The sequence below is a fragment of the Alteromonas sp. C1M14 genome (assembly GCF_018860965.1).
Classification (GTDB): Bacteria; Pseudomonadota; Gammaproteobacteria; order Enterobacterales; family Alteromonadaceae; genus Alteromonas.
Genome location: NZ_JAHKQF010000011.1, coordinates 158238 through 180166, shown reverse-complemented (window position 1 = coordinate 180166; position 21929 = coordinate 158238). Strand labels below are relative to the sequence as shown.

The following is a 21929-nucleotide window of genomic DNA, read 5'->3' as shown; positions in this document are numbered from 1 at the left end:
GTATAAACAACATACACCATTGTTTATTCGCTAACTTCCCTCTACACCTTGGCGGTATTTTGCTAAACTACGCCGGTTAATACTTTTTTTAAGAGCGCTATGTCACACTTCACTGGTCATCATATTCTTTCGGTAAATCAATTTGAACGGGAAGCTATCGAAAAAATCTTTACTGTGGCTCATTCTATGGAGCCGTATGCCCGTCGGCAGAAAAGAACGAGTGTTCTAACCGGCGCGATTTTGGGTAATTTATTTTTCGAACCGAGTACTCGCACCCGGGTAAGTTTCGGTACAGCCTTTAATTTGCTTGGTGGCGAAGTCAGAGAAACCACTGGCATGAGTAATTCGGCGTTAGCCAAGGGCGAATCATTATACGACACCGCTCGAGTGCTGAGTGGTTATTCAGATATCATTGCCATGCGTCATCCTCAAGCGGGCTCGGTAAAAGAATTTGCCGAAGGCAGCCGAGTACCGGTAATTAACGGCGGCGATGGTGCCAATGAACACCCTACTCAAGCCTTACTTGATTTGTACACCATTCAACGAGAGCTAGAATATAACGGTAAGGGCATTGATGGCTTACATATCGCGATGATCGGCGATCTGCGCTATGGTCGCACCGTGCATTCATTATCGAAATTACTGTGTCTGTATAAAAACATTCATTTCACACTGATTTCACCGGCCGAGCTTGCCATGCCTGACAACGTCATTGCCGCCATAGAAAACGCCGGTCACCGTTTAACCGTCACCGATCATATTGATGGCATGGTGGATGCCGATATCTGTTATCAAACTCGTATTCAAGAAGAGCGCTTCCCATCCCAGGATGAAGCCAACAAGTATCGCGGGCGTTTTCGCTTAAACCAAACCATTTACACCCGCCACTTCCAATCGAAAACGGTAATCATGCATCCCCTTCCCCGTGATTCACGTACGGAAGCAAACGAATTGGATAATGATTTAAATTCCAACCCAAATCTGGCAATCTTTCGCCAAACCGACAATGGCGTTCTAGTGAGAATGGCCCTATTTGCGATTACACTGGGTGTTGAGCATCTGGTTAGCAAATACGAACACGATGTTGTCTGGTATACCAACAAGAGTTAATAATTATGACGTCTAAATCTGAGATCCTGTTTTCACGGGCACAAAAAACCATTCCCGGTGGCGTAAACTCGCCAGTTCGCGCATTTAAAGCCGTTGGTGGCACGCCTCGCTTTATGAAAAAAGCGGATGGACCATATATCTGGGATGCCGACGACAACAAATATATTGATTATGTGCAATCTTGGGGCCCTATGGTTCTAGGTCACAATAATGCCGCCATTCGCAATGCGGTTATCGAGGCCGCACAAAATGGCCTAAGTTTCGGTGCCCCCACCGAAGCGGAAATTATTATGGCTGAACGGGTTACCCAACTTGTTCCTTCCATGGAAATGGTGCGCATGGTCAATTCGGGCACTGAAGCCACCATGTCAGCGATTCGCCTTGCCAGAGGCTACACCGGCAGAAATAAACTCGTCAAATTTGAAGGTTGTTACCACGGCCATGCTGACTCCTTACTGGTAAAAGCCGGTTCAGGCGCTCTCACACTAGGCGTGCCTAGCTCACCGGGCGTACCGGCAGATGTCGCCCAACATACCCTAACGGTTGAATATAACAACTTGGAAAGTGTGGCAGAAACCTTCCGCACCCATGGTGACGATATTGCCTGTATTATTGTCGAGCCCGTTGCCGGTAACATGAACTGTATTCCTCCCGTACCGGGCTTTCTTGAAGGGCTAAGAAGCATTTGTGACACCTACGGCGCGGTGCTGATTTTTGATGAAGTGATGACCGGCTTCCGCGTTGCCAAAGGCGGCGCGCAAGCAAGATATAATATCCAACCCGACCTCACCTGTTTAGGAAAGGTCATTGGTGGCGGTATGCCTGTGGGCGCGTTTGGCGGCAAGCGAAAAATCTTAGAACATATTGCTCCCACCGGACCGGTGTATCAAGCGGGAACCTTGTCTGGCAACCCCGTAGCCATGGCCGCCGGTTTAGCCGCCTTGGCGCAACTGGACGACGACGCCATGTACGAAGAGATTTTCACGCAAACAGCTGCCTTAGCCGCCGGTTTTGAAGCTTTAGGGAAACGTCACGGTATACCATTGTCCACCAATGTGGCCGGTAGTATGTTTGGGCTGTTTTTTACGGATATAGAGCGCGTAACTAACTATACCCAAGCCATAAACTGTAATCAGGCTCAGTTTAAAACCTTCTATCATGGCATGCTTGAACAAGGCGTTTACCTTGCTCCTGCTTCCTACGAAGCCGGTTTCGTGTCAAAACTTCATACCCCCGATGTGATAGAAAAGACGCTGCAAGCCGCCGACCATGTACTCAGTCGACTATAATGTGTATTCATAAGGTGCGGTAACTGTGATGATGATCTGGCTAGTTTGCATTATTTTGGTTGTATACAGCGTGGCGACCACCGTCATTTTGCTAAGGTGGAAGAAAAAGCTGCATACCCTAAAAAAAGAACTGGCCTGTACTACCCCGCAACCTGCACCGGTTGTTAATTCAGAGCATGAGCGTGAAGCTAGCTATCTGGATAAAGCCAACGAGGCAATGCAACTCAATAAGACCTTTCAAAAGTTTGTCCCTCGCCAATTCGTTGAGCATTTTGCCAAACATGGCGGGGCAGGCACCTTAGAACTGGGTCACGCCGATGAAGATGACGTGGCCATCTTGTTTAGTGATATCCGTGGCTTTACCAGTTTGTCTGAGCGACTCAGTCCGCAGGAATTAATGGGTTTTTTAAACTCCTACTTCCTTAGAATGAATGATCCTATTCATCATAATCATGGCTTTATCGACAAATTTATTGGTGACGCCATCATGGCGTTATTTGATCATCCCGGCGGGACGCCCAAAGACAAAGCGAAAGATGCCATTCAGGCCGCCATCGATTTGCGCAAAGCCTTGGTTATGTATAATTCTCATCGGGATAATTGCGAATATGTGCCCATCAATATGGGGATCGGCATACATTACGGGCCGGTGATCATGGGAACCGTTGGTTCTGATGACAGAATGGATACCACGGTAATCGGTGACAGTGTGAATATTGCTTACCGATTAGAGTCACTAACACCGGCATACGATGCCGATATCATTGTCAGTGCCCAAACCCTTGAAGCCGTAGGAGCCGATTACGCCATCAAAACCCGCCTGCTTGACTGGGTTAGAGTAAAAGGTCGGCGTGCGCCTATCGAAGTCTACGAAGTGTTAGATCATCTTGCCCCCGAAGAGCAAGAAAAGCGACTGGCGATCCAGTCTTATATCACGGCCGGATTAGCGTGCCGTATTCGCCGAGAATGGGAAGATGCATTAGCCCATTTTATTAAAGCAAGATCCATCAACCCTGATGACCGGCTCGCCCAGCACCATATCGACATTTGTTTACAGTACCAAGGTATGATGTTTGATGAAAGCTGGGATGGTGCCTACGATTTAGAGCGCTAATAACGGGGCGTTAAGCAAATTAACTGCTTGCCTGCTGACGTATGAAGGTTACTGAGGGGGCAAAAAATGCGGCGCCGGTTTCGGCACAGGTATAGTCTAACCATCGGTCGTAATCCCCGTCTCCAGTACCGAACACCTGACTGTGAAGCATTAATTTAAACGGTTGCGCACTGGCTGCACAACTGACGAAAAACAACCCCTGCGTCGTTAAATCGCCATAAGGCATGCCTTGCTTAATTAAGCCTGGCAGCTTGTCTGCTTGGTTGAGCGTATTAGCCCGTACACAATGGGACATGGCGTTTTGTTCAGGACTCGGCAGATTGTGTTCTCGGGTGGTGCCCATCACTTGTTCCTGCTGACGTTGAGAAAGGCTTTCCCAACGACGTAAATCGTGGCGAAAACGCTGGATATGCACATAACTCCCACCGATAAATTCACTTTCGTCTTGTTCAATAATCGCGACCTTGCGACGTAACATTCCTCGTGGGTTATCCGTAGCGTAAATGTACCCATTAAGATCACGGCCATCCAAATAACGAAATCCACGGATCTGCTCGACCAATTCCACATGAATGCGCAATAAGTCCATCACCTCCATCGCCACCGCATGGCAAATATCAAGGCGATCGGCCCGGATTTGGATAAACAAGTCCCAAGGGGTGGCTGGCGCCGTTCTATCTTCACACTGCATATCAGGAAAAGGCGCTAACTCGCTAGGCAACAACCCCGGGTACAATTCAGACCAAAAGGTTGACCCCACCGCCACCATACCCGTTAACATGGCTTCGTAATGCTCGTTATCGTATGCATCAAAGATATCTAGTACGCGAGCCAGCTTCCCTCTTATGGTGTCCACATCTTCGTCGACAACATTCAATAAAAGATATTGGGCATGTAAATTGGGCTCGGCGCACACCCCTTTTTGAGGTTGAGTCATAAATCCTTCCCATCATCCGTGGGTTATTGTTTTTCGGGTATGTGTTACCAGTGTGGCTTAAAAACGGGCATTTTGTCCAATAATTCAACAAGATGAACGTTCTGCACCAAAGTATACACTAGGCAGACGGCACAGGGGAGAATATAGCCCTGTTGTAAGAGTTACAATGACATTGTAATTCCTGTTTAGTTCGACCCGCCTTCACTTATTCAAGTTATTGATTTTAATAAACTTTAAAAGCGGAATCTTCTTTGCTTCCCATCAAGCAGTGCAAAAGTCACTGTGTTTCTTTAACGCAGCAATTCTACTATCACCGCAAAAGGTACGATTATGGCTGAATCTTTTAAATATAACCAAAAGCAAGGCGCTGGCGGCGAACTTCATCAAACTGCAGATAATCACCACCCCACCATGACAACCGCCCAAGGTTGCCCTGTTAGTGACGACCAAAACTCCTTAACAGCCGGCGTTCGCGGTCCAGCAGCATTAGAAGACCATGTAATGCGAGAAAAGATATTCCATTTCGACCATGAACGGATCCCTGAGCGCGTCGTTCATGCCCGCGGCTATGGTGCCCATGGTTACTTTGAAACGGTCGAGGCCATACCTGAGCTAACCCAAGCGGATTTATTTCAGCGCAAAGGAGAAAAAACCCCAGTATTTGCACGCTTTTCAACGGTGGCGGGAAATCAAGGCTCTCCGGATCTTGCCCGTGATGTCCGTGGTTTTGCAGTAAAATTTTACACTCAGCAAGGTAATTGGGATCTTGTGGGCAACAACATGCCCGTGTTTTTTATTCAAGATGCCATTAAGTTCCCCGATTTGATACACGCTGCCAAGCAAGAGCCCGACCGTGGCTTTCCTCAGGCTCAAACTGCCCATGATAATTTTTGGGATTTTGTGAGTTTATCACCCGAGTCCACGCATATGCTGATGTGGATCATGTCAGATCGGGCTATTCCTCGCTCGTTACGCTTTATGGAAGGCTTTGGTGTACACACGTTTAAGTTCATCAACGAACAAGGTGAAATGAAATATGTAAAATTTCACTGGAAGCCCAAAGGCGGTATGCAGTCGGTGGTATGGAATGAGGCACTAAAAATCAATGGTGCCGATCCTGACTTCCACCGCCGAGATATGTGGGCGGCGATACAGGCTGGAGATTATCCAGAGTGGGAATTGGGCGTGCAGGTATTTGATCAAACCTTCGCCGATAATTTTGAATTTGATGTGCTTGATGCCACCAAGCTAATCCCAGAGGAACAAGTGCCGGTGAAGGTTATTGGTAAAATGGTGCTTGATCGGGTGGTGGATAACTTTTTCGCTGAAACTGAGCAAGTGGCTTTTTGCACACAAAATATTGTTCCTGGTATCGACTTTACGAACGATCCACTGTTGCAGGGCCGTAACTTTTCATACCTTGATACCCAACTTAAGCGGTTAGGCTCAACCAACTTCACCCACATTCCAGTCAATGCTCCTAAATGCCCCATGCACCATTTTCAACAAGATGGTCACATGGCAATGCATAACCCCAAAGGCAGAGCCAACTATGAACCTAACTCGTGGGCAGGGAATGAAAGCAATCCTCGGGAGTGCCCTTCAAAAGGCTTTACTTCCCATGCTGATAACGTAGACGGAGAAAAGCTTAGGCACCGCTCTGACACCTTTAGCGATCACTACAGCCAAGCAAGGCAGTTTTTACACAGCCAAACTCAGGTTGAACAAAAGCATATGCAAGATGCTTTTGTGTTCGAGCTATCCAAGGTAGCGCATTTAGCGATTCGCGAACGAGTAGTCAGCCACCTGCTGAACGTGGACAGTGATTTTGCCAATGCGGTAGCAGAAGGGCTTGGCTTTAATGAGATGCCCGCTGCCGCTGACGCGGCCATGGCAACCCGGCAGGACTTACCCGTTTCAGACGCCTTAAGTATTTTGAAAAATGCCCCCGCTAGTTTTCGGGGTCGAAAGTTAGGGATCCTTCTTACTGATGGCTTTAGCGGCAAGCTATTTAATCAGGTCATCGATGCCCTTAAAGCAAAAGGCGCGATGTATGAAGTCGTTGCACCCACTATTGGCGGCGCCATCTCCGATGATGGAACCCTTGTGAAGGCACAGCAAAAAATCGACGGTGGACCGTCGGTCTTGTATGACGCCGTTTTGCTTCTTACCTCTAAGGAGGGAGCACAAAGTTTAACTACCAAACCAGAAGCAAAAGACTTCTTAGTCGATGCCCACGCTCATCAAAAATTCATCGGTTTTACGCCGGATGTCATGAGCTTAGTCACATCAGCGGGCTTAGCCGATGACCTGGATGAGGGCTGGATAAATCTTAAAGACCAAGCTCCCCAGGCTTTTGTGTCCCAATTGTCTACACTAAGAGTCTGGGATAGATAATATTGTGCGCTGTGTATATCCCAAGCTTTATGCACAGCATTTTTCTTTTTGTCCGTTAGGACTCAACTGAAAGAGACAGCATTATGAACACTCCATTTAGTATTGTTACCATCGTTAAAGGGCGTATTCGTCAGTTGTCCAACCTTATAAACAGTTTAGAGCACTCAGAGCACTTGCCCGAAGAGTTGATCATTGTCTGGATGGCGCCACCTTGTAGTGAATCTTTATTAAGCAGTGACAAGTTTGAAATTCGTCACCGGTTTGCTACCTGCGACGAATTACCTATCGCCAAGGCCCGTAACAAAGGCTTTAGAGCCTGTACCACCCCCATTACCCTGTATATGGATGTTGACTGTATTTGTCCTCCAGATTTATTAGGCAAAGTCTGTCATAGCGTGAAAGACGGGAAAATAGTTACCGCCGGCGTCACTGAGTTTGAATATGTACTAGATGACGTCAATATGAAAATGTTGGCTCAGTTGTCTCAGCAACATGGCTTGGCTGGCCGCCCGTTACATTTCGATCACTTTGATACCCGATTCTTTGCCATCACCCGCAATGACTATCAGGCCCTAGGTGGATTCGACCAACATTACACCGGTTATGGTATTGGAGATATCGACTTTGCCACCACATGCAGCAAACAAGGTATGGCGTTGGTGCGTATAGCTGGAACGGTTTTTACCCAATTTCATCCTCATTATTACCCGCCGGTAAATCATCTTTGCGATATTGTTAGTAATGCCCAAACCTATCGACAAAAATGGGGCGTATACCCACGCTGTGATGCATTACAGGGTTTAGTAGACGCAGGTTTTCTCAATGCCGATTACCGCCAAAAAGGGATAAAGGTAAACACGGTTCCGGATGAAGATGACCTTAAACATCATTTAGTGACCGCCCCCCCTCGGTTAATGCAGTCGGCCTAATCCTAACCTGCGTGAGAAAATAAACACCATAAACGAAAAAACCCCGCATTAGCGGGGTTTGAGTCGAGGTGAGTCGGGCATTATTGTTATTGTTTTGATTGCCCGATCGAAACTTCGTTTTTGAAGACTAGCGACCTGAAGTGAAATCTGGATATGCTTCCAAACCACACTCGCTAACGTCAACACCTTCAAATTCTTCTTCTTCTGAAACTCGGACGCCCATGATGGCTTTAATGATAACCCAAGTGATCAGACTGGTAACGAATACCCAGATAAAGATAGTTGCAGCACCTAACAACTGACCGGTAATGGTAGAGCCTTCGTTGGTAAAAGGTACCAAGATAAGACCTAACAAACCTACCACACCGTGAACAGAGATAGCGCCCACAGGATCATCAATTTTCAGTTTATCAAGGAATACGATAGACAGTACCACCAGCAATCCACCTAAAGCACCGAACAAGGTAGCTAACAGCGGTGTAGGCGTTGAAGGTTCAGCCGTAATGGCTACCAGACCAGCAAGAGCACCGTTAAGTACCATGGTTAGGTCAGCTTTACCGAACATGATGCGCGCTAGAATTAGGGCAGCGATAGCACCACCGGCAGCAGCTGCATTGGTGTTCATAAATACAACCGCGACTGCGTTAGCGTTTTCTACCGAAGAAGTCGCTAACACTGAACCGCCGTTAAAACCAAACCAACCCATCCATAAAATAAATGTACCTAAAGTAGCTAGTGGTAAGTTTGCGCCTGGGATAGCATTAACTTTACCGTCTGCGGTGTATTTACCTTTACGAGGACCAAGAACCAGTACGCCCGCCAATGCGGCAGCGGCACCAGCCATATGTACAATACCGGAACCGGCAAAGTCAGAGAAGCCCATATCACCAAGTACATACATACCGAAAACGGCATCGCCGTTCCAGGTCCATGACCCTTCCATAGGATAGATAAAGCCCGTCATAACCACGGCAAAGGCAAGGAATGCCCACAGCTTCATACGTTCAGCAACCGCACCCGATACAATCGACATGGCTGTGGCAACAAATACAACCTGGAAGTAAAAATCGGCTGAAGGCGCGTAAGTGGCCGCATCTTCAATCACGCCTGTGGCGCCATCACCAACGATACCATCAAGGAAAATACCGCCGCCGTACATAATGTCATAACCGCAGATCATGTACATGGTACAGGCGATAGCAAACAGGGTTACGTTTTTGGTTAATATTTCAGTTGTGTTCTTAGCGCGGACAAGGCCCGCTTCCAACATTGCAAAACCGGCTGCCATCCACATGACGAGCGCTCCGCAAATCAGGAAATAAAAGGTATCTAATGCATACCCAAGTTCAAATGTGATTTCCATTATTTTCTCCGCAATTCTTCTTGTGTAGTTTTACAGCGCGTCTGCGTCAGCTTCGCCTGTACGTATACGAACAGCATGCTCAAGACTGTAAACAAATACTTTACCGTCTCCAATTTTGCCTGTTTTCGCTGCGCCTACGATAGCTTCAACCAAACGTTCAACTTGATCGTCCTGAACGGCAATCTCAAGCTTTACCTTTGGTAGGAAATCGACCTGATACTCAGCTCCACGGTATAATTCGGTATGACCTTTTTGTCGTCCAAACCCTTTCACTTCGGTAACGGTAAGGCCGTCGATACCGATCTCTGAAATGGCTTCACGAACATCATCGAGCTTAAATGGCTTGATGATAGCTGTGACTAGTTTCATGTGTTGCTCCCAAATAATGATTATTTTGTTTTCGCACGTAGCGGGGTAAAGACCACAACACAAGTCCTGTGCCACAAATTAAAAAATAGATTTTTCAAGATGTTACTTCTAAAAGAAAATAAAATGTAACAATTTTTCGCACCAAATCAGGGCAACTGGTTGCAAATGCACCATAGTGAAGCATGATGTTATTTTGACGTGAATTTTCTCAATGGAACTCTTTTCCAAGAGCGCGGTCTTTGAAGGGTATGGAAATTTATAATGACACTTTTTTCTCACCCCACCGCTCTCCTCCGGCCGTAGTTAAAACATCGAAAAACCGCAGGGTGTGGTTTTTTTCGCTTTTATTTCATCTGGGGTTAATCATTATTGTTATCAGCCGGCACCAAGATACCGAATTACCGAACCAGCCCTTGCCTGCCCCGATCAAAGCCAAGCTGTATACTCCAGCGAAGCCGGCGGTGCCGCCGCCAGCCCCAGCACCGATTGAAGAAGAAAAAACCGTTCCAAGTATTGAAGAGGAATTACCCGTACCTGAAGTTGATAAAACGCCAGAGGAAATCACCGCGCCCCCGCAAAGCGCTGACAATAATCAGGCCAGCTCGGCTTCGCCTCCTTCCCCTGCAACCGATATTTCAACTGCCCCTGAACCGAGTGTTCCAGAAGCGGCGGCACCAACGGAAAAGCAACCGGCTCCTTCGGTCACAACGAATACCGGCCCCAGCACAGCTAACCCCCTCACCTCACGGCAGGCGTTAGATGCATTTTTTAGTCGCCAACAAGAAGATAAGTTACAAGAACAAGCCGAAGACGTCGCACGGGAGTATCGACAGAAGCATAAATCTCCACATATTGTGGATCCTCGTAAAAATAAAACGGAAGAAGAATATCGCAACGGCCCACCACCTAAATTGGTGGACTGCAGTAATACGGCCAGTAAATCATTGAGTATCCTGTCGCAGTTTACTGGCGGAAACATGAAATGCTCAACCCGTGGCGCCGAATTCGAAAAATACATCGATGCGCGATTGAAAAAAGACGACTCTGTACGCAAGCCGCCCTCATAAACACGGTTGCCTCAGCGACAGACTCCCGATAATCTATCGCTCTACTTATTTTTTGGAAATTTTCTTTTGGCTGCAGCAAACTTACTAGCCCTTATCGATGATATCGCCACGCTATTAGATGACATATCAGTGATGTCGAAAGTGGCAGCGCAAAAAACCGCAGGAGTACTTGGCGACGACTTGGCGTTAAATGCCAATCAGGTACAGGGAGTGAGAGCCGAACGGGAACTACCTGTGGTATGGGCGGTGGCTAAAGGCTCATTACTAAACAAGGTTATTATTGTACCAGCAGCCCTGCTTATTAGTGCTTTTGTGCCGGTACTGATCACTGTACTACTCATTTTAGGCGGTTTATTTTTGTGTTTTGAAGGGGCTGAAAAAGTATTTCACCGCCTTTTCCATCATGCTGACGAAAAAGAAAGAGCCGCACGACTGGAAAAACTATCACAACAGCAAACTGATTTGGTTGCCCTAGAAAAAGATAAAATTAAAGGGGCTATTCGAACCGATTTTATTCTTTCTGCAGAAATTGTGGTGATTGCCCTGGGCAGTGTGCAAGAAGCAAGCTTTGCAACCCAAGTTGGCGTGCTCTGTGCGCTTAGCGTGGCAATTACTGCCGGCGTATACGGGCTTGTGGCCGGGATCGTAAAAATGGATGACGTAGGCTTATATATGCTACGGAAATCGTTAACCGGCTCGTTTAACACTTTTCAGCGTGTTGCCGGACGGGCATTGCTGGTGAGCGCGCCTTTATTAATGAAAGCGTTAGCATTTATTGGTACGGTGGCCATGTTCCTTGTAGGCGGTGGGATCCTCACCCACAACATTCCTTTTTTACACCATATTAGCAGTGGCTTAGTTACAAACAACCCCATTGTGGACGGGGTATTACCCCTTTTAATTGACGGCGTTGTAGGCTTAGTCGCCGGGGCACTGATTGTTTTCGTCATCGCTTGGTTACCAAGTAAAAAATCTGCAGCGACTTAACACCACAGTTAGCTTGTATTAAGAAACCGGGCTTAGGGGCATTACGCCATAACCCGGTTTTGTAATCCTTTTTGACTCAATTCTTCTTCCACCACATCTTTTTCATTTAGCAGCACGACAGCTCAATTGGTCTAATTGACGATTTGTATTTAAAAATTCACCAATCTTTGGTTTTTTTTACTGCTCCTGAACTTATATATTGCACATAAAATAAAATAAACCGTACAAAATCATAGCCTTATAAAACCTCCACAAGATGGCACAACTATCGCTAAAGGTTATAAAGGTTAAACGACTCAACAAAATGTATTCAATTGACCGCTCAGCCACACAACATCAGTGCTAGAACACGGTATTCGCGTTTATTTCTGAGACCGGGGCTTTAGCAACGATTGGTATGAAACAGGTTATGGGTTTATTGAATGAACAAGGTTGCGCATACCATGCACGACCATAGAACAAGGAGCGTACAAATGATGCCGGCTACTTCTTTACTTTTTATTGCGTTAAGTCCCGTTGGTGCTTTCTTAGCCAGCGCCTTACTCGTTAGCGGTCTGCGACTCATTGCAAACCGCATACACTGATCCCAACGTTCTCCCGTAGGGCCTTCCTTTCAAGCCGTGCTGATAACACAGGTAATCTATATCGATGATATGTTTCACACGGCTCGAAGGGCTTTTTTCCTGAGGCTTTGCATACCGGGCCACAGGCTTTTTACAATAGCCACAGCTTAATGGTTGTTCTTACGCCATTAAACTGTCTAGTTGAGGGCAATCGTTAGCCACACCAAACGGTGATCCGAAGAACGGGAACGATCTTCTACCAGCCGATAGAGGGGACTGGCTTGCGAAGGCCAAAACACGGCCCCCTCTTCGATGGTAAATTGACTTGAAGGCAATACATAATCCGCTCGCGCCCCCCAATTTGCCGTATAGTACTGGGCATAGCCGTTATCGGGTTGACTGAGTTTCCCACCGGCACTAGTCGGAGTAAAAGTGCTGTTTACGTATGGAGACGCCAATAGCTGTTTAATGGCGGAAGGGGTATCGTTGGGGCGATCTGGTGATGCATTTTGGTCACCTAAAATTACAAAGGGGCTATTGGCCTCAATACCACCATAAATCCCTCTATCATCGTAAATATAATCTCCCTTGCCCGGCGAAATATAATCAAGCCAGAACCGAATTTCATCGTGATTGCGTCTGCCGTTTCGGTCTTCGTCGCCATCAAATACCGGTGGTGTAGGATGACTTGCTAGCACGTGTATCACCTGGCCATTTACTTCTACCGGCACATCCCAATGAGATTTAGACGATAAACGTAACGAATGCCATTCTTGGGCGGTAAAAAAGGGCGCTTGGGTTGCGGGATCTATTGGCGCCATGGCATCAGGCATATCCGCCCACAAGAATCGTTGGAACGTACGAATTTGCTCACGCACTAACGGATAACGAGACAACAGCACCATGCCATAATGACCCGGATATAATCCAAACCCTTGGGCATCAGCGCCATACCCTTGGCGTTTTCCATCATTGTTTAAATCAAATAAGGTGGGCAAGCCCGTATTCACCTGCCCATAAAAATAGTAGGGATAGTCTATGGGATCCCGGCCCTGTTGCGGTTGCTGTAAATAATTATTGATAAACGCTTCCACGCCCGCTTTAGGATCATCAATAAAATCAAATTCATTAAGTAAAATAATATCCGGGCGAGTGCGCTGAATAATTTCGGCGATATTTTGTATTTGGCTATTTTCACCGCTGGCCAGTTGCGCCATTAATACTTGAGGGCCTATAGGAGTGGCATTTTCGTCTTCGGTTTCACTAGCGTAATTTTGCGCTTCCATACTGACATTAAACGTCGCAATGGTCAGCTCAGTGGGCTTATTTTGATCCTGCTCTGGTTGTTGCGCACTGCAACCCGCGAACATGATCATGCTTAATAGCAGAAAATACCTTTTCATTTCATTGGCCTTTATGGATCTCATTTACATGTTTACTTAACAGCAAACCTTACCAACAATGAGGCATCGCCACGGACGCGGCTGTGCCTAACATTACTTGAATCGATGTGCCGGTATCATCCTTTTGCCAAAACACAAAATCAACCGGTTTTCAGTCAGTTTAGCTATTGGTTAATCACTGCCAAACAGTCGCTCCCACCAGCTTTTTTTCTCGCTATCTGGTGTTATAGGACGACCAAAACAATCTTGTCTTGGCGGCGGCAGAACATCAAGGATGGCCGGTACACTAAGGGAGTCGGGACAACCTGCGGTAACAACCGCGCCAGTGTTTTTGTCGAAATGGGCAATACCCAGTCCTTCTGGAAAACGCCGGGAGAGCGACTTGGGCACCTGCATGCCTTGGTAGTTTACAAACACCGGTAAAGCACCGCCCGCTCCGGTAAGTAAAATGGGCTTATTGTCATCATTACCGACCCAAACCGTAACCACATGATTACGGTCAAAACCACTAAACCAACTGTCGCGATAGTCGTCGGTGGTGCCGGTTTTTCCTGCCATATTAATGGATGGGAAAGCCCGTCCTACTCGCTTAGCGGTGCCTTCGGTGGTCACCTTGTACAAGGCATAATTTAATAGATAGGTCGCCGCTTCATCCACCCGCTGAGAATAAAACTCGGCGTGCTGCCACACCAAGCGATCATTGGCCGATACCACTGACGTAACCGTGTGTAAGGGGATATAACGCCCGTTGTTAGAGATGGTTTGATACATCTGATTGGTTTCTATGGGTGACAAGGTCATCGCCCCTAAGGTCATCGACGGCACTTGCATAAAGTCACTTTCCACACCCAATCGTTTAATGGTGTCAGATACCGCTTCAAGACCCACGCCCATGCCTAAGTTGACTGTGGGCACATTCAGCGATTCAACCAGCCCCTGAATCAAGGGCACCTGTCCGCGGAATTTTTTATCCGCATTTAACGGCGACCAAGACTGCCCATTGGCATTTTCCAATGTGATGGGCTCATCGGCTAATGGCGTGGCCAAATTAAACGAGGCAGGATCTTCAAGGGCCGTCAGATACACCGCCGGTTTTATCAGCGACCCAACTTGCCGACGGGCATCTAAAGCACGGTTAAAACCTTTAAAACTGGCGTCCCTGTCACCTACAATGGCACGAATTTCTCCGCTGGCAATGTCGGTCACTAACATGGCTCCTTGTAGATGGGCCTCTCTATCACTTTGTAAGCCATCTAAGGTTTGCTTAACCGCTTGTTCAGCCCGGCGCTGTGCGTAGATGTCCAGGGTTGTGAACACTTTCACCCCTGAATCTCGCAGTGCCGGATCGGCTAAAATTACCGACAACTCACGGCGCACTTTATCCATAAATGCTGGATGCTTACCACTTGCCAAACTGGCCCCTGATGCCAAACCTAGCGGTGCATTAATGTATGTCTCGTATTGTGTGCGATTGATTTCATTAGCATCAAATAAAATACGCAGCACCAGATTTCTGCGCTCCAATACCCGCTCTTCATAGCGGCGAGGATTGTAATAAGATGGCCCTTTAATCATTGCCACCAAGGTGGCAATTTCTGGCGGACTTAATTCGTTTGCCGGACGGTCAAAATAAAAATAACTGGCTAAACCAAAGCCATGTACGGCCATATCCCCATTTTGGCCAAGGAAAACCTCATTTAAATAAGCCTGCAAGATATCGTCTTTGCTATATCGCGCATCGATAATTAACGCCATTAAGGCTTCTTTGATTTTCCGCGAAATGGCTTTTTCTCGGGTGAGGTATAAGTTTTTAACTAGCTGTTGGGTAAGGGTACTGCCGCCCTGAACTGTCCTGCCGGCGCGAATATTCGCCACCAAAGCGCGAAGAATAGAAAGAGGGGCGACACCATGATGTTGATAAAAATCTTTATCTTCCACCAGAATAAGGGCTTTGGGTAGCAGCGCAGGGATTTCACTAAGTTTCACCAGCATGCGGTCTTCTCGGCTGCTACTCACCATGCGGGTAACTAACCAAGGCTCTAAGCGAATTTTAGCGACACTTTCGTTGGCGCTGTTATCCACAATGCTGTGAATACGGCTTCCCCGCCATGTAACGGTTATTTTACGTAATGGCTCATCGCCGTCAGCAAAACTAAATGCACGACGTTGAACTATCAGAGTGTCACCGGAAACGGTGTACTCGCCACTGCTATCTGGGCGGCTTACCCGGCGATAACCAAGCAATTTCAGCTCATCAATAACTTCTTTTTCGGTAATTTCCAATTCGGTGGATAGCACTAAAGGCCGAGCAAAAATTTGCGCAGGCACCTCCCACTTATTCCCCGTGAAGGTATGTTTGATTTGCGCATCGAGATAAATCATATAGCCCACCAGGGCAACCAGCCCCACCAAGCACAGTTTAATCAGTAAACCGCTTAAGCGACGGTTTGGTTTAGCGCCTATTTTTTTGGATTTCTTTGCTTTTGTCTGTTTTTTAGCCACTTATCATGCCAGTATAAGTAATGTCAGAGACGATTTTGCTGTTTTCTTTGCACAATTTCCAGCAAGGTTTACACTCGAGGTACTGATAACCGCATCGCCTAATGATGTATTTTAGGTATCTATCCAGATGGTCATACTGACCGACTAGGAGATTATATGAAAATATCTCTCGATATTGATCTCACCCCGCAGGAAGCCCGCGAATTTATAGGCTGGCCGGACATGAGCAAAATTCACGAAGCAACCCTCTCACAACTTAATGAACAAATCAAAAGTGGTGATCAAGAAGCCATGATGTCATTGCTAAAACCCTTCCTTGATGGCAGTCAGCACGCGTTTTCCTACTACCAAACCTTGCTCGAAACAATGGCGGCCTCAGCAACAAAAAAATAATGATGGAGGTGTCTTGTGCACGAACAGGACAAAGAAGATATTTTGGACACGCTTAACCAGTATGCGCAGCAGTTTAACACGATGGTCCATGACATTCTGACCAAAAAACACAGCAGCGAGGAGACCGCCGCCATGTTTGATCCCGAAAAACTCAGCGCCCTACTTTCCGGCGATGCGGTAGAGGTAGATTCAGCCAAGCTCATTCAAACGCAAATGGATTTTATGCGTCAGCAAACCCAATTATGGCAACAAGCCACAAAGGCCATGTTAGGTGAGCAATCCCACCCAGTGATGGAAGAAGAAAAAGGCGACCGGCGCTTTTCTCACTCAGACTGGCAGGACAATCCTGTTTTTAGCTATATGAAGCAAGCCTACCTGATTAACTCTAAAATGTTGCAAAGCATGATTTCTTCGATGCATTTTAAAGATCCCAAATCAGAAGAACAGGTGAAGTTTTACACCCGTCAGTATATTAATTCCGTATCACCCACTAACTATTTGCTGTCTAACCCTGAAGTCTGTGAAGAGATCCTCAAGACCAAGGGACAAAACATGGTTAAAGGCATTGAAAATTTCATGCGGGATTTAGAAAAAAGCCCCCTTGAAGCCTTTAAAATTACCCAAACCGATATGGATGCCTTTACGTTAGGGGAAAATTTGGCAACCACTGACGGCAAGGTTGTTTATCAAAATGCGCTCATGCAATTGATTCACTACACACCGAAACACGCCAAAACCTGCGGCACGCCCTTGTTGTTTGTTCCTCCCTTCATTAATAAATACTACATTCTCGATCTAGAAGAGAAAAAGTCCGTGGTCAATGGGTTACTTGATGCTGGTTTTTCCGTATTTATGATTTCGTGGGTAAACCCTGATGCCGACTTAGCCGACCAAGATTTTGTCGACTACATGAAAAAAGGGCCCATTGAAGCTTTAGATGTGGTGTGCGAGATCACCGGTAGAAACAAAGTACACCTAGCAGGCTTCTGCGTGGGCGGCACATTATTGAGCATGGCCAGTGCTTATTTACGTGCAAAAAAAGATGACCGTATTGAATCGCTGACGTTACTCACCACCCTTTTGGATTTCAGTGAACCCGGTGAAATCGGCAATTACTTAACCGAAGACGCCCTGCCCATTATGGAACAAAATGCCGACATGAAGGGGGTATATGACGGTCGTATACTGGGGTTAAGCTTCAGTTTGTTAAGAGAAAATAATCTATTTTGGTCGTATTTTATTAATAATTATTTGAAGGGCAAAGACCCTGCTGCTTTCGACATTCTATTTTGGAATAGCGATGCGACGAATATTACAGCGTCTTGTTTTAAACAATACATACGTACCATGTACTGGGAAAACCAGCTTAAAGAACCTGGCAGTATCAAAATCGACGACATTCCCATTGATCTTGCCAACATCGATATTCCAGTATTCTTCCTGGCCACGTTAGCCGACCATATCGTGTTGTGGCAAGGTGCCTACAAAGGAACCAAACTGGTAAGCGGTGACGTGGACTTTGTCCTTGCAGGCTCAGGTCATTTAGCCGGTGTAATTAATCCTCCAGAGACAGGAAAGTACCCACACTGGACGAATGCGTCGCTACCCGACTCCCCTAGCGAATGGTTTGATGGTGCGACAAAACATGAAGGTTCATGGTGGCCTTACTGGCATCAATGGTTACATAAACACCGTAAAACTAAAGTGAATGCTCCCCAACCTGGTAGCCATAAGGGGTATCCGGCTATTGAGGCTGCGCCGGGCAGCTATGTGAAAAAACAACTAGGCTAGATGGTAAAGCCGGGCGTAATCACATTGATCACGCCCCGTTTACTCATTTAATGTATCAATAATCACTGCAAAAAATTACGACTCTTCGTTGTTTGCTTTAGCGATAGACAAGACACGTTGACGCAGGCTTTCATCAGTTTGCACCTGCTGTGCAATAGTGGTGTAGGTATCTACTTCTAGCCCAGTTTTCTCAATTTCAGCGACCATTTCACTTTGTGCGGCCTGCTGAATTTCCTGTACTTTCTCTGCGCTGACATCGCCGCTGAGTTCAGACTGATATTTATCTGCGACATCGCTTACAGCGCTCATCGCCATAGTGAATTTTTCTAACGTGGCATCATCATAGCTAGCTGATTCCACCATCGACTCATCGGGTTTTTCCATGGTCATAGTATCCTGAGCTGCCTGTGCACCAAAGCTGATTGTAGAAGCCACAGCAAGACTCAGTACTAATGATTTAACAAATGTAGACATCGATATTCTCCAGTTAATTCCCAAAAGCCCCATCGGGCGCTCACACTGGTTACAGCGATTACCATGCCAATGATGTTAACTCTATATAATACAATGGATTAGCAAAAAGCACTTGGCAGAACTCCGCTTTTTAACCTTAAGAGTGTCGCTAATTTTCACACCCCCCTAGTTGCCACACGAGGTGATAGTGCGCTACTCTCAATGCCCCAACTAAGGAGGTAACATTATGATCACCATAAAGAAGTATCCCAATCGCCGACTGTACGATACCTCCCGTAGCCAATATGTGAACCTCGATTACATTAAAACCCTGATTAATGAACGCCAAGACTTCCAAGTAATTGACTCTAAAACAGAAAATGACATTAGCAAGTCGTTGCTGCTACAAATTATTAGTGAATCTGAAGCAAACGAAAACCAGTCATTGCTGACCAACACCTTGTTAAAGCAACTTATTCGTTACTACGATACCGACATGCAATCTTATTTGCGCCAATATCTTGAGCAATCCTTAGTGACCTTTATTGATCAACAAGATCAGGTACAAGGCATGATGAAAAACATGATGGAAAGCACCCCATTTGGCTTGTTCAACAAGATCGTAGAACAGAATATGGAAACCTGGAAAAAATCGCAGAAATAGCCGCCAGCCCCCAACACAGCAACATCTTCTGCACTGCAGCATAAAAACCAATATGCTTATTAGTTTAAAATCTAAGCTTTTTTGCTGCAGCGCAACATTTCTAGTTGATCTTCTCTCCACCATTGGCTAATATCTAACCAATCCTGCTGCAGTGCAGCAATTATTTAAACGTAATGGGTCGGGAGATAAGTATGTTTGGTAAGTTTTCAGAGCAGCTAAAAAGTACCAGTAAACCGGTACACACTATGTTTGCCGTGAATACGAAAACCCTAGAGAGTTTATCTCAGCATCAAACAACACTTTTTGCAGGGCTGTTAAGTGACGGCGTGCGTTATATGAATGCGGTTGCTAAACAAACTGAAATGAAGGCGGTACTGAGTGCCAATGCTGAACTTGCTGAATCGGTAAGAGATCGCATGACCAGCGCGTCTAAAGACACCTATTCTACTCTCAATGCGATGCGCGAAGAGATGACCGAGGCAGTTAAAGCCTCTTTATCCATGCCGGTAGAGGCTAGCGCTCCAGTTGCAGAAAAAGCCACCGCAACCAAAAAAATGCCTGTTGCCAAGTCAGCACCGGTGAAGAAACAATCAGAAGCTAAAGCGCCCGCAGTCAAAAAGGCCGCCTCCCAGTCGACACCCGATGTAAGCAAGGCTGCGCCAGCGACTGAAAAGGATGCGCCATCTCCTGCCGTTGACGCCAAAGAAGCCGCGCCGACAGCTGAAAAAAAAGCGTCGACGCCGGCAGCAGAAGCTAAGGCCAAACCGACGGCCTCGGCGAAGAAACCAACAACCCGTGCCCGCCGCACGACGACTAAAAAGCCTGCGGCTACGAAATCAACTAATTAACTTTACTTAGAACCTGGAGACAGACAATGTTTGAACAAATGAATGAGCAAATGCAAACTGCAATGAAACCCGTTACTGATCTTGCCGCATTAAACATGAGCACGATTCAGGAATTGGCAGAAAAGCAAAACAGCTTATATAAGTCGCTTTTATCTGAAGGCATGTCCTATTTCGAAAAAGCCTCTCAACAGAAAGATTTGATGAGCTTGGCCGAAACGAATAAAGCTTACGTTGAATCCATGCAAGAAACCGTTGCCGATGTGGCAAAAAGCTCTTATACCGTGATTTCTGAGGCGCAGCAAAAAGCCGGCGAAATGTTCAAGGGATTAAGCGACGACATGACAGCGAAATTCCAAGAAGCGTCAAAAGCTTAATAATTTTACAAGGCGACGTCTGTCGCCTTGATTCCTCTCTTGTTATGAACCTCTTATTCCCCAATAGGTCCTAGCCCCAGTCAGTTTTTGAGGATAAATGTAATGAATTACCAGACCTACGATTATTTCACCCGCGGCGCGTACATCATGCATGAGGGCTTAAGTCTGTTGAATGATATTACGAACCATCCTTCCAACCTTTTTTCTCATACCATTCCCGGTCGCATTACCCGCGCTTCGCTGGAAACTGCCATGCGGCTGACCCAACGCTACGAAAAACTGGGGTTTAATATTGATGAAATTAAAATCGATAATAAACGAGTCAAGGTTAAAGAAGATATTGCGCTAAGCAAGCCGTTTTGTGAGCTTATTCACTTTAATCGGATAGGCGTAAAAGACGACCACAAAGTCTTATTGGTTGCTCCCCTTTCTGGCCACTTTGCCACCTTACTGAAAGGAACCGTGGAAGCCTTGCTACCGGACCATGAAATTTATGTGACGGACTGGACTGACGCCCGTGAAGTACCGTTAGATGAAGGGCCATTTACGTTCGATTGTTATGTTTCGTACTTAATCGACTTTATGGAGCATTTAGGACCGAATACTCACCTTATGGCCATTTGCCAACCCACCGTACAAGCCCTTATTGCCACCGCAATTATGGCCGAACGCAAAAGCGAAGCAACACCGAAAACCCTCACACTTATGGCGGGACCTTTAGATTGTTCTAAAAACCCCACCCGTGTAAATGAGTTTTCCCAAAAGCACCCAATGAGTTGGTTTAGAAACGTGGCGATCATGAAGGTACCCCATGGTTACCCTGGCGAAGGTCGAGATGTATATCCTGGCTTTATGCAGCTAGGGGGCTTTATTAGCATGAACCAACAATCGCACCTGAAAAAATATCAGAATTTCTTTCAAAACTTGGTGTTTGGCGAAGAAGAAGATGCCGATCGCTTTCGCGCCTTCTATGACGAATACATGGCGGTGCTTGATATTCCTGCTGAGTTTTATCTTGAAACCATCGAGCGGGTATTTAAGAATAATGAAATTCCACGCGGGGCCATTACCTACCAGGGCAACCCCGTCAATTTTGAAGCCATCGACAATACCCCTTTACTTACAGTGGAAGGCGCTGATGACGACATTTGCGGCCTTGGTCAAACCCAAGCGGCCCACGATATCTGTAAAAATATACCCAACGCTATGCGCAAACATCATGTGCAACAAGGCGCGGGACACTACGGTATTTTTAGCGGCTCAAAGTTTAGACAAAGTGTCCGCCCTCTCATCACTCACTTCATACATAAATACGAGTAAATCAGCGCTTTTTTACCCTCATAAAATGCCGCTTTTTCATAGGGAGTCATCGTGCT

19 protein-coding genes are annotated in these 21929 nt (G+C 46.4%); 13 read left to right on the top strand and 6 right to left on the bottom strand.

Features of this window, described 5'->3' with window-relative positions:
* Positions 1 to 99 precede the first annotated feature (99 nt).
* The 3 genes from KO501_RS10310 to KO501_RS10300 are packed head-to-tail and all read left to right on the top strand — an operon-like array spanning position 100 to position 3513.
* The gene (locus KO501_RS10310) at positions 100 to 1110 is read left to right on the top strand and encodes an aspartate carbamoyltransferase (RefSeq protein ID WP_216029588.1); all 1011 of its coding nucleotides are present in this window, start codon (positions 100 to 102) and stop codon (positions 1108 to 1110) included.
* Between the two features lie 5 nt (positions 1111 to 1115).
* Positions 1116 to 2399: a glutamate-1-semialdehyde 2,1-aminomutase gene (gene hemL, locus KO501_RS10305; protein WP_216029587.1), complete on the top strand. Its 1284-nt coding sequence runs from the start codon at positions 1116 to 1118 to the stop codon at positions 2397 to 2399.
* A 28-nt stretch (positions 2400 to 2427) separates the two neighbouring features.
* Positions 2428 to 3513: an adenylate/guanylate cyclase domain-containing protein gene (locus KO501_RS10300; protein ID WP_216029586.1), complete on the top strand. Its 1086-nt coding sequence runs from the start codon at positions 2428 to 2430 to the stop codon at positions 3511 to 3513.
* 19 nt (positions 3514 to 3532) lie between these two features.
* On the opposite strand, the gene KO501_RS10295 is transcribed toward KO501_RS10300, so the two are convergent.
* A complete protein-coding gene (locus KO501_RS10295; RefSeq protein ID WP_216029585.1) occupies positions 3533 to 4450 on the bottom strand; it encodes a Dyp-type peroxidase in 918 nt (305 codons plus the stop codon).
* A 330-nt stretch (positions 4451 to 4780) separates the two neighbouring features.
* On the opposite strand from KO501_RS10295, the gene KO501_RS10290 reads away from it, so the two are divergent.
* Complete coding sequence (locus KO501_RS10290) at positions 4781 to 6847, top strand: catalase (RefSeq protein WP_216029584.1); 2067 nt, start codon at positions 4781 to 4783, stop codon at positions 6845 to 6847.
* A gap of 83 nt (positions 6848 to 6930) precedes the next feature.
* The gene (locus KO501_RS10285) at positions 6931 to 7776 is read left to right on the top strand and encodes a glycosyltransferase (RefSeq protein WP_216029583.1); all 846 of its coding nucleotides are present in this window, start codon (positions 6931 to 6933) and stop codon (positions 7774 to 7776) included.
* A 127-nt stretch (positions 7777 to 7903) separates the two neighbouring features.
* Here the strand turns inward: KO501_RS10285 and KO501_RS10280 are convergent, their stop codons facing one another.
* Positions 7904 to 9139 (bottom strand): ammonium transporter, encoded by a 1236-nt coding sequence (locus tag KO501_RS10280; RefSeq protein ID WP_216029582.1) that lies wholly within the window; start codon positions 9137 to 9139, stop codon positions 7904 to 7906.
* A gap of 30 nt (positions 9140 to 9169) precedes the next feature.
* On the bottom strand, positions 9170 to 9508 hold the full coding sequence (glnK, locus tag KO501_RS10275; protein WP_216029581.1) for a P-II family nitrogen regulator: 339 nt from the start codon (positions 9506 to 9508) through the stop codon (positions 9170 to 9172).
* A gap of 248 nt (positions 9509 to 9756) precedes the next feature.
* Here glnK and KO501_RS10270 point away from each other — a divergent pair, with 248 nt between their 5' ends.
* Positions 9757 to 10575 carry a hypothetical protein gene (locus KO501_RS10270; protein ID WP_216029580.1) on the top strand — a complete coding sequence of 273 codons (819 nt, stop codon included), beginning with the start codon at positions 9757 to 9759 and terminating at the stop codon, positions 10573 to 10575.
* Between the two features lie 66 nt (positions 10576 to 10641).
* A complete protein-coding gene (locus tag KO501_RS10265; RefSeq protein ID WP_216029579.1) occupies positions 10642 to 11562 on the top strand; it encodes a DUF808 domain-containing protein in 921 nt (306 codons plus the stop codon).
* A 760-nt stretch (positions 11563 to 12322) separates the two neighbouring features.
* Here the strand turns inward: KO501_RS10265 and KO501_RS10260 are convergent.
* Both KO501_RS10260 and mrcB read right to left on the bottom strand, forming a co-directional pair.
* Entirely contained in the window at positions 12323 to 13528 is a 1206-nt protein-coding gene (locus tag KO501_RS10260) for an endonuclease/exonuclease/phosphatase family protein (RefSeq protein ID WP_216029578.1), read from the bottom strand.
* A 171-nt stretch (positions 13529 to 13699) separates the two neighbouring features.
* On the bottom strand, positions 13700 to 15955 hold the full coding sequence (gene mrcB, locus KO501_RS10255) for a penicillin-binding protein 1B (RefSeq protein WP_252728353.1): 2256 nt from the start codon (positions 15953 to 15955) through the stop codon (positions 13700 to 13702).
* Between the two features lie 231 nt (positions 15956 to 16186).
* Here mrcB and KO501_RS10250 point away from each other — a divergent pair, with 231 nt between their 5' ends.
* Together KO501_RS10250 and phaC are read left to right on the top strand one after the other, a co-directional pair.
* Positions 16187 to 16423, top strand: a complete 237-nt coding sequence (locus KO501_RS10250) for a DUF6489 family protein (protein ID WP_216029576.1) — start codon at positions 16187 to 16189, stop codon at positions 16421 to 16423.
* Positions 16424 to 16438: 15 nt separating this feature from the next.
* On the top strand, positions 16439 to 18214 hold the full coding sequence (gene phaC / locus KO501_RS10245) for a class I poly(R)-hydroxyalkanoic acid synthase (RefSeq protein WP_216029575.1): 1776 nt from the start codon (positions 16439 to 16441) through the stop codon (positions 18212 to 18214).
* A gap of 75 nt (positions 18215 to 18289) precedes the next feature.
* Here phaC and KO501_RS10240 read toward each other — a convergent pair whose 3' ends face one another.
* Entirely contained in the window at positions 18290 to 18688 is a 399-nt protein-coding gene (locus KO501_RS10240) for a DUF4168 domain-containing protein (protein ID WP_216029574.1), read from the bottom strand.
* Positions 18689 to 18914: 226 nt separating this feature from the next.
* Between KO501_RS10240 and phaR the strand changes: the two genes are divergently transcribed.
* The 4 genes from phaR (at position 18915) to phaZ (ending at position 21873) form a co-directional block, all read left to right on the top strand.
* Entirely contained in the window at positions 18915 to 19331 is a 417-nt protein-coding gene (gene phaR, locus KO501_RS10235; RefSeq protein ID WP_216029573.1) for a polyhydroxyalkanoate synthesis repressor PhaR, read from the top strand.
* A 191-nt stretch (positions 19332 to 19522) separates the two neighbouring features.
* Positions 19523 to 20179, top strand: a complete 657-nt coding sequence (locus KO501_RS10230) for a phasin family protein (RefSeq protein WP_216029572.1) — start codon at positions 19523 to 19525, stop codon at positions 20177 to 20179.
* Positions 20180 to 20205: 26 nt separating this feature from the next.
* Complete coding sequence (locus KO501_RS10225; protein ID WP_216029571.1) at positions 20206 to 20553, top strand: phasin family protein; 348 nt, start codon at positions 20206 to 20208, stop codon at positions 20551 to 20553.
* A 102-nt stretch (positions 20554 to 20655) separates the two neighbouring features.
* Positions 20656 to 21873 carry a polyhydroxyalkanoate depolymerase gene (gene phaZ, locus KO501_RS10220; protein ID WP_216029570.1) on the top strand — a complete coding sequence of 406 codons (1218 nt, stop codon included), beginning with the start codon at positions 20656 to 20658 and terminating at the stop codon, positions 21871 to 21873.
* The last annotated feature ends 56 nt before the right edge of the window (positions 21874 to 21929 follow it).

Bases quoted from the DNA above. Each gene is read 5' to 3' on its own strand.
- KO501_RS10310 (WP_216029588.1), top strand. From the start codon at position 100: ATGTCACACTTCACTGGTCATCATATTCTTTCGGTAAATCAATTTGAA.
- hemL (WP_216029587.1), top strand. From the start codon at position 1,116: ATGACGTCTAAATCTGAGATCCTGTTTTCACGGGCACAAAAAACCATT.
- KO501_RS10300 (WP_216029586.1), top strand. From the start codon at position 2,428: ATGATGATCTGGCTAGTTTGCATTATTTTGGTTGTATACAGCGTGGCG.
- KO501_RS10295 (WP_216029585.1), bottom strand. From the start codon at position 4,450: ATGACTCAACCTCAAAAAGGGGTGTGCGCCGAGCCCAATTTACATGCC.
- KO501_RS10290 (WP_216029584.1), top strand. From the start codon at position 4,781: ATGGCTGAATCTTTTAAATATAACCAAAAGCAAGGCGCTGGCGGCGAA.
- KO501_RS10285 (WP_216029583.1), top strand. From the start codon at position 6,931: ATGAACACTCCATTTAGTATTGTTACCATCGTTAAAGGGCGTATTCGT.
- KO501_RS10280 (WP_216029582.1), bottom strand. From the start codon at position 9,139: ATGGAAATCACATTTGAACTTGGGTATGCATTAGATACCTTTTATTTC.
- glnK (WP_216029581.1), bottom strand. From the start codon at position 9,508: ATGAAACTAGTCACAGCTATCATCAAGCCATTTAAGCTCGATGATGTT.
- KO501_RS10270 (WP_216029580.1), top strand. From the start codon at position 9,757: ATGGAAATTTATAATGACACTTTTTTCTCACCCCACCGCTCTCCTCCG.
- KO501_RS10260 (WP_216029578.1), bottom strand. From the start codon at position 13,528: ATGAAAAGGTATTTTCTGCTATTAAGCATGATCATGTTCGCGGGTTGC.
- KO501_RS10250 (WP_216029576.1), top strand. From the start codon at position 16,187: ATGAAAATATCTCTCGATATTGATCTCACCCCGCAGGAAGCCCGCGAA.
- KO501_RS10240 (WP_216029574.1), bottom strand. From the start codon at position 18,688: ATGTCTACATTTGTTAAATCATTAGTACTGAGTCTTGCTGTGGCTTCT.
- phaR (WP_216029573.1), top strand. From the start codon at position 18,915: ATGATCACCATAAAGAAGTATCCCAATCGCCGACTGTACGATACCTCC.
- KO501_RS10230 (WP_216029572.1), top strand. From the start codon at position 19,523: ATGTTTGGTAAGTTTTCAGAGCAGCTAAAAAGTACCAGTAAACCGGTA.
- KO501_RS10225 (WP_216029571.1), top strand. From the start codon at position 20,206: ATGTTTGAACAAATGAATGAGCAAATGCAAACTGCAATGAAACCCGTT.
- phaZ (WP_216029570.1), top strand. From the start codon at position 20,656: ATGAATTACCAGACCTACGATTATTTCACCCGCGGCGCGTACATCATG.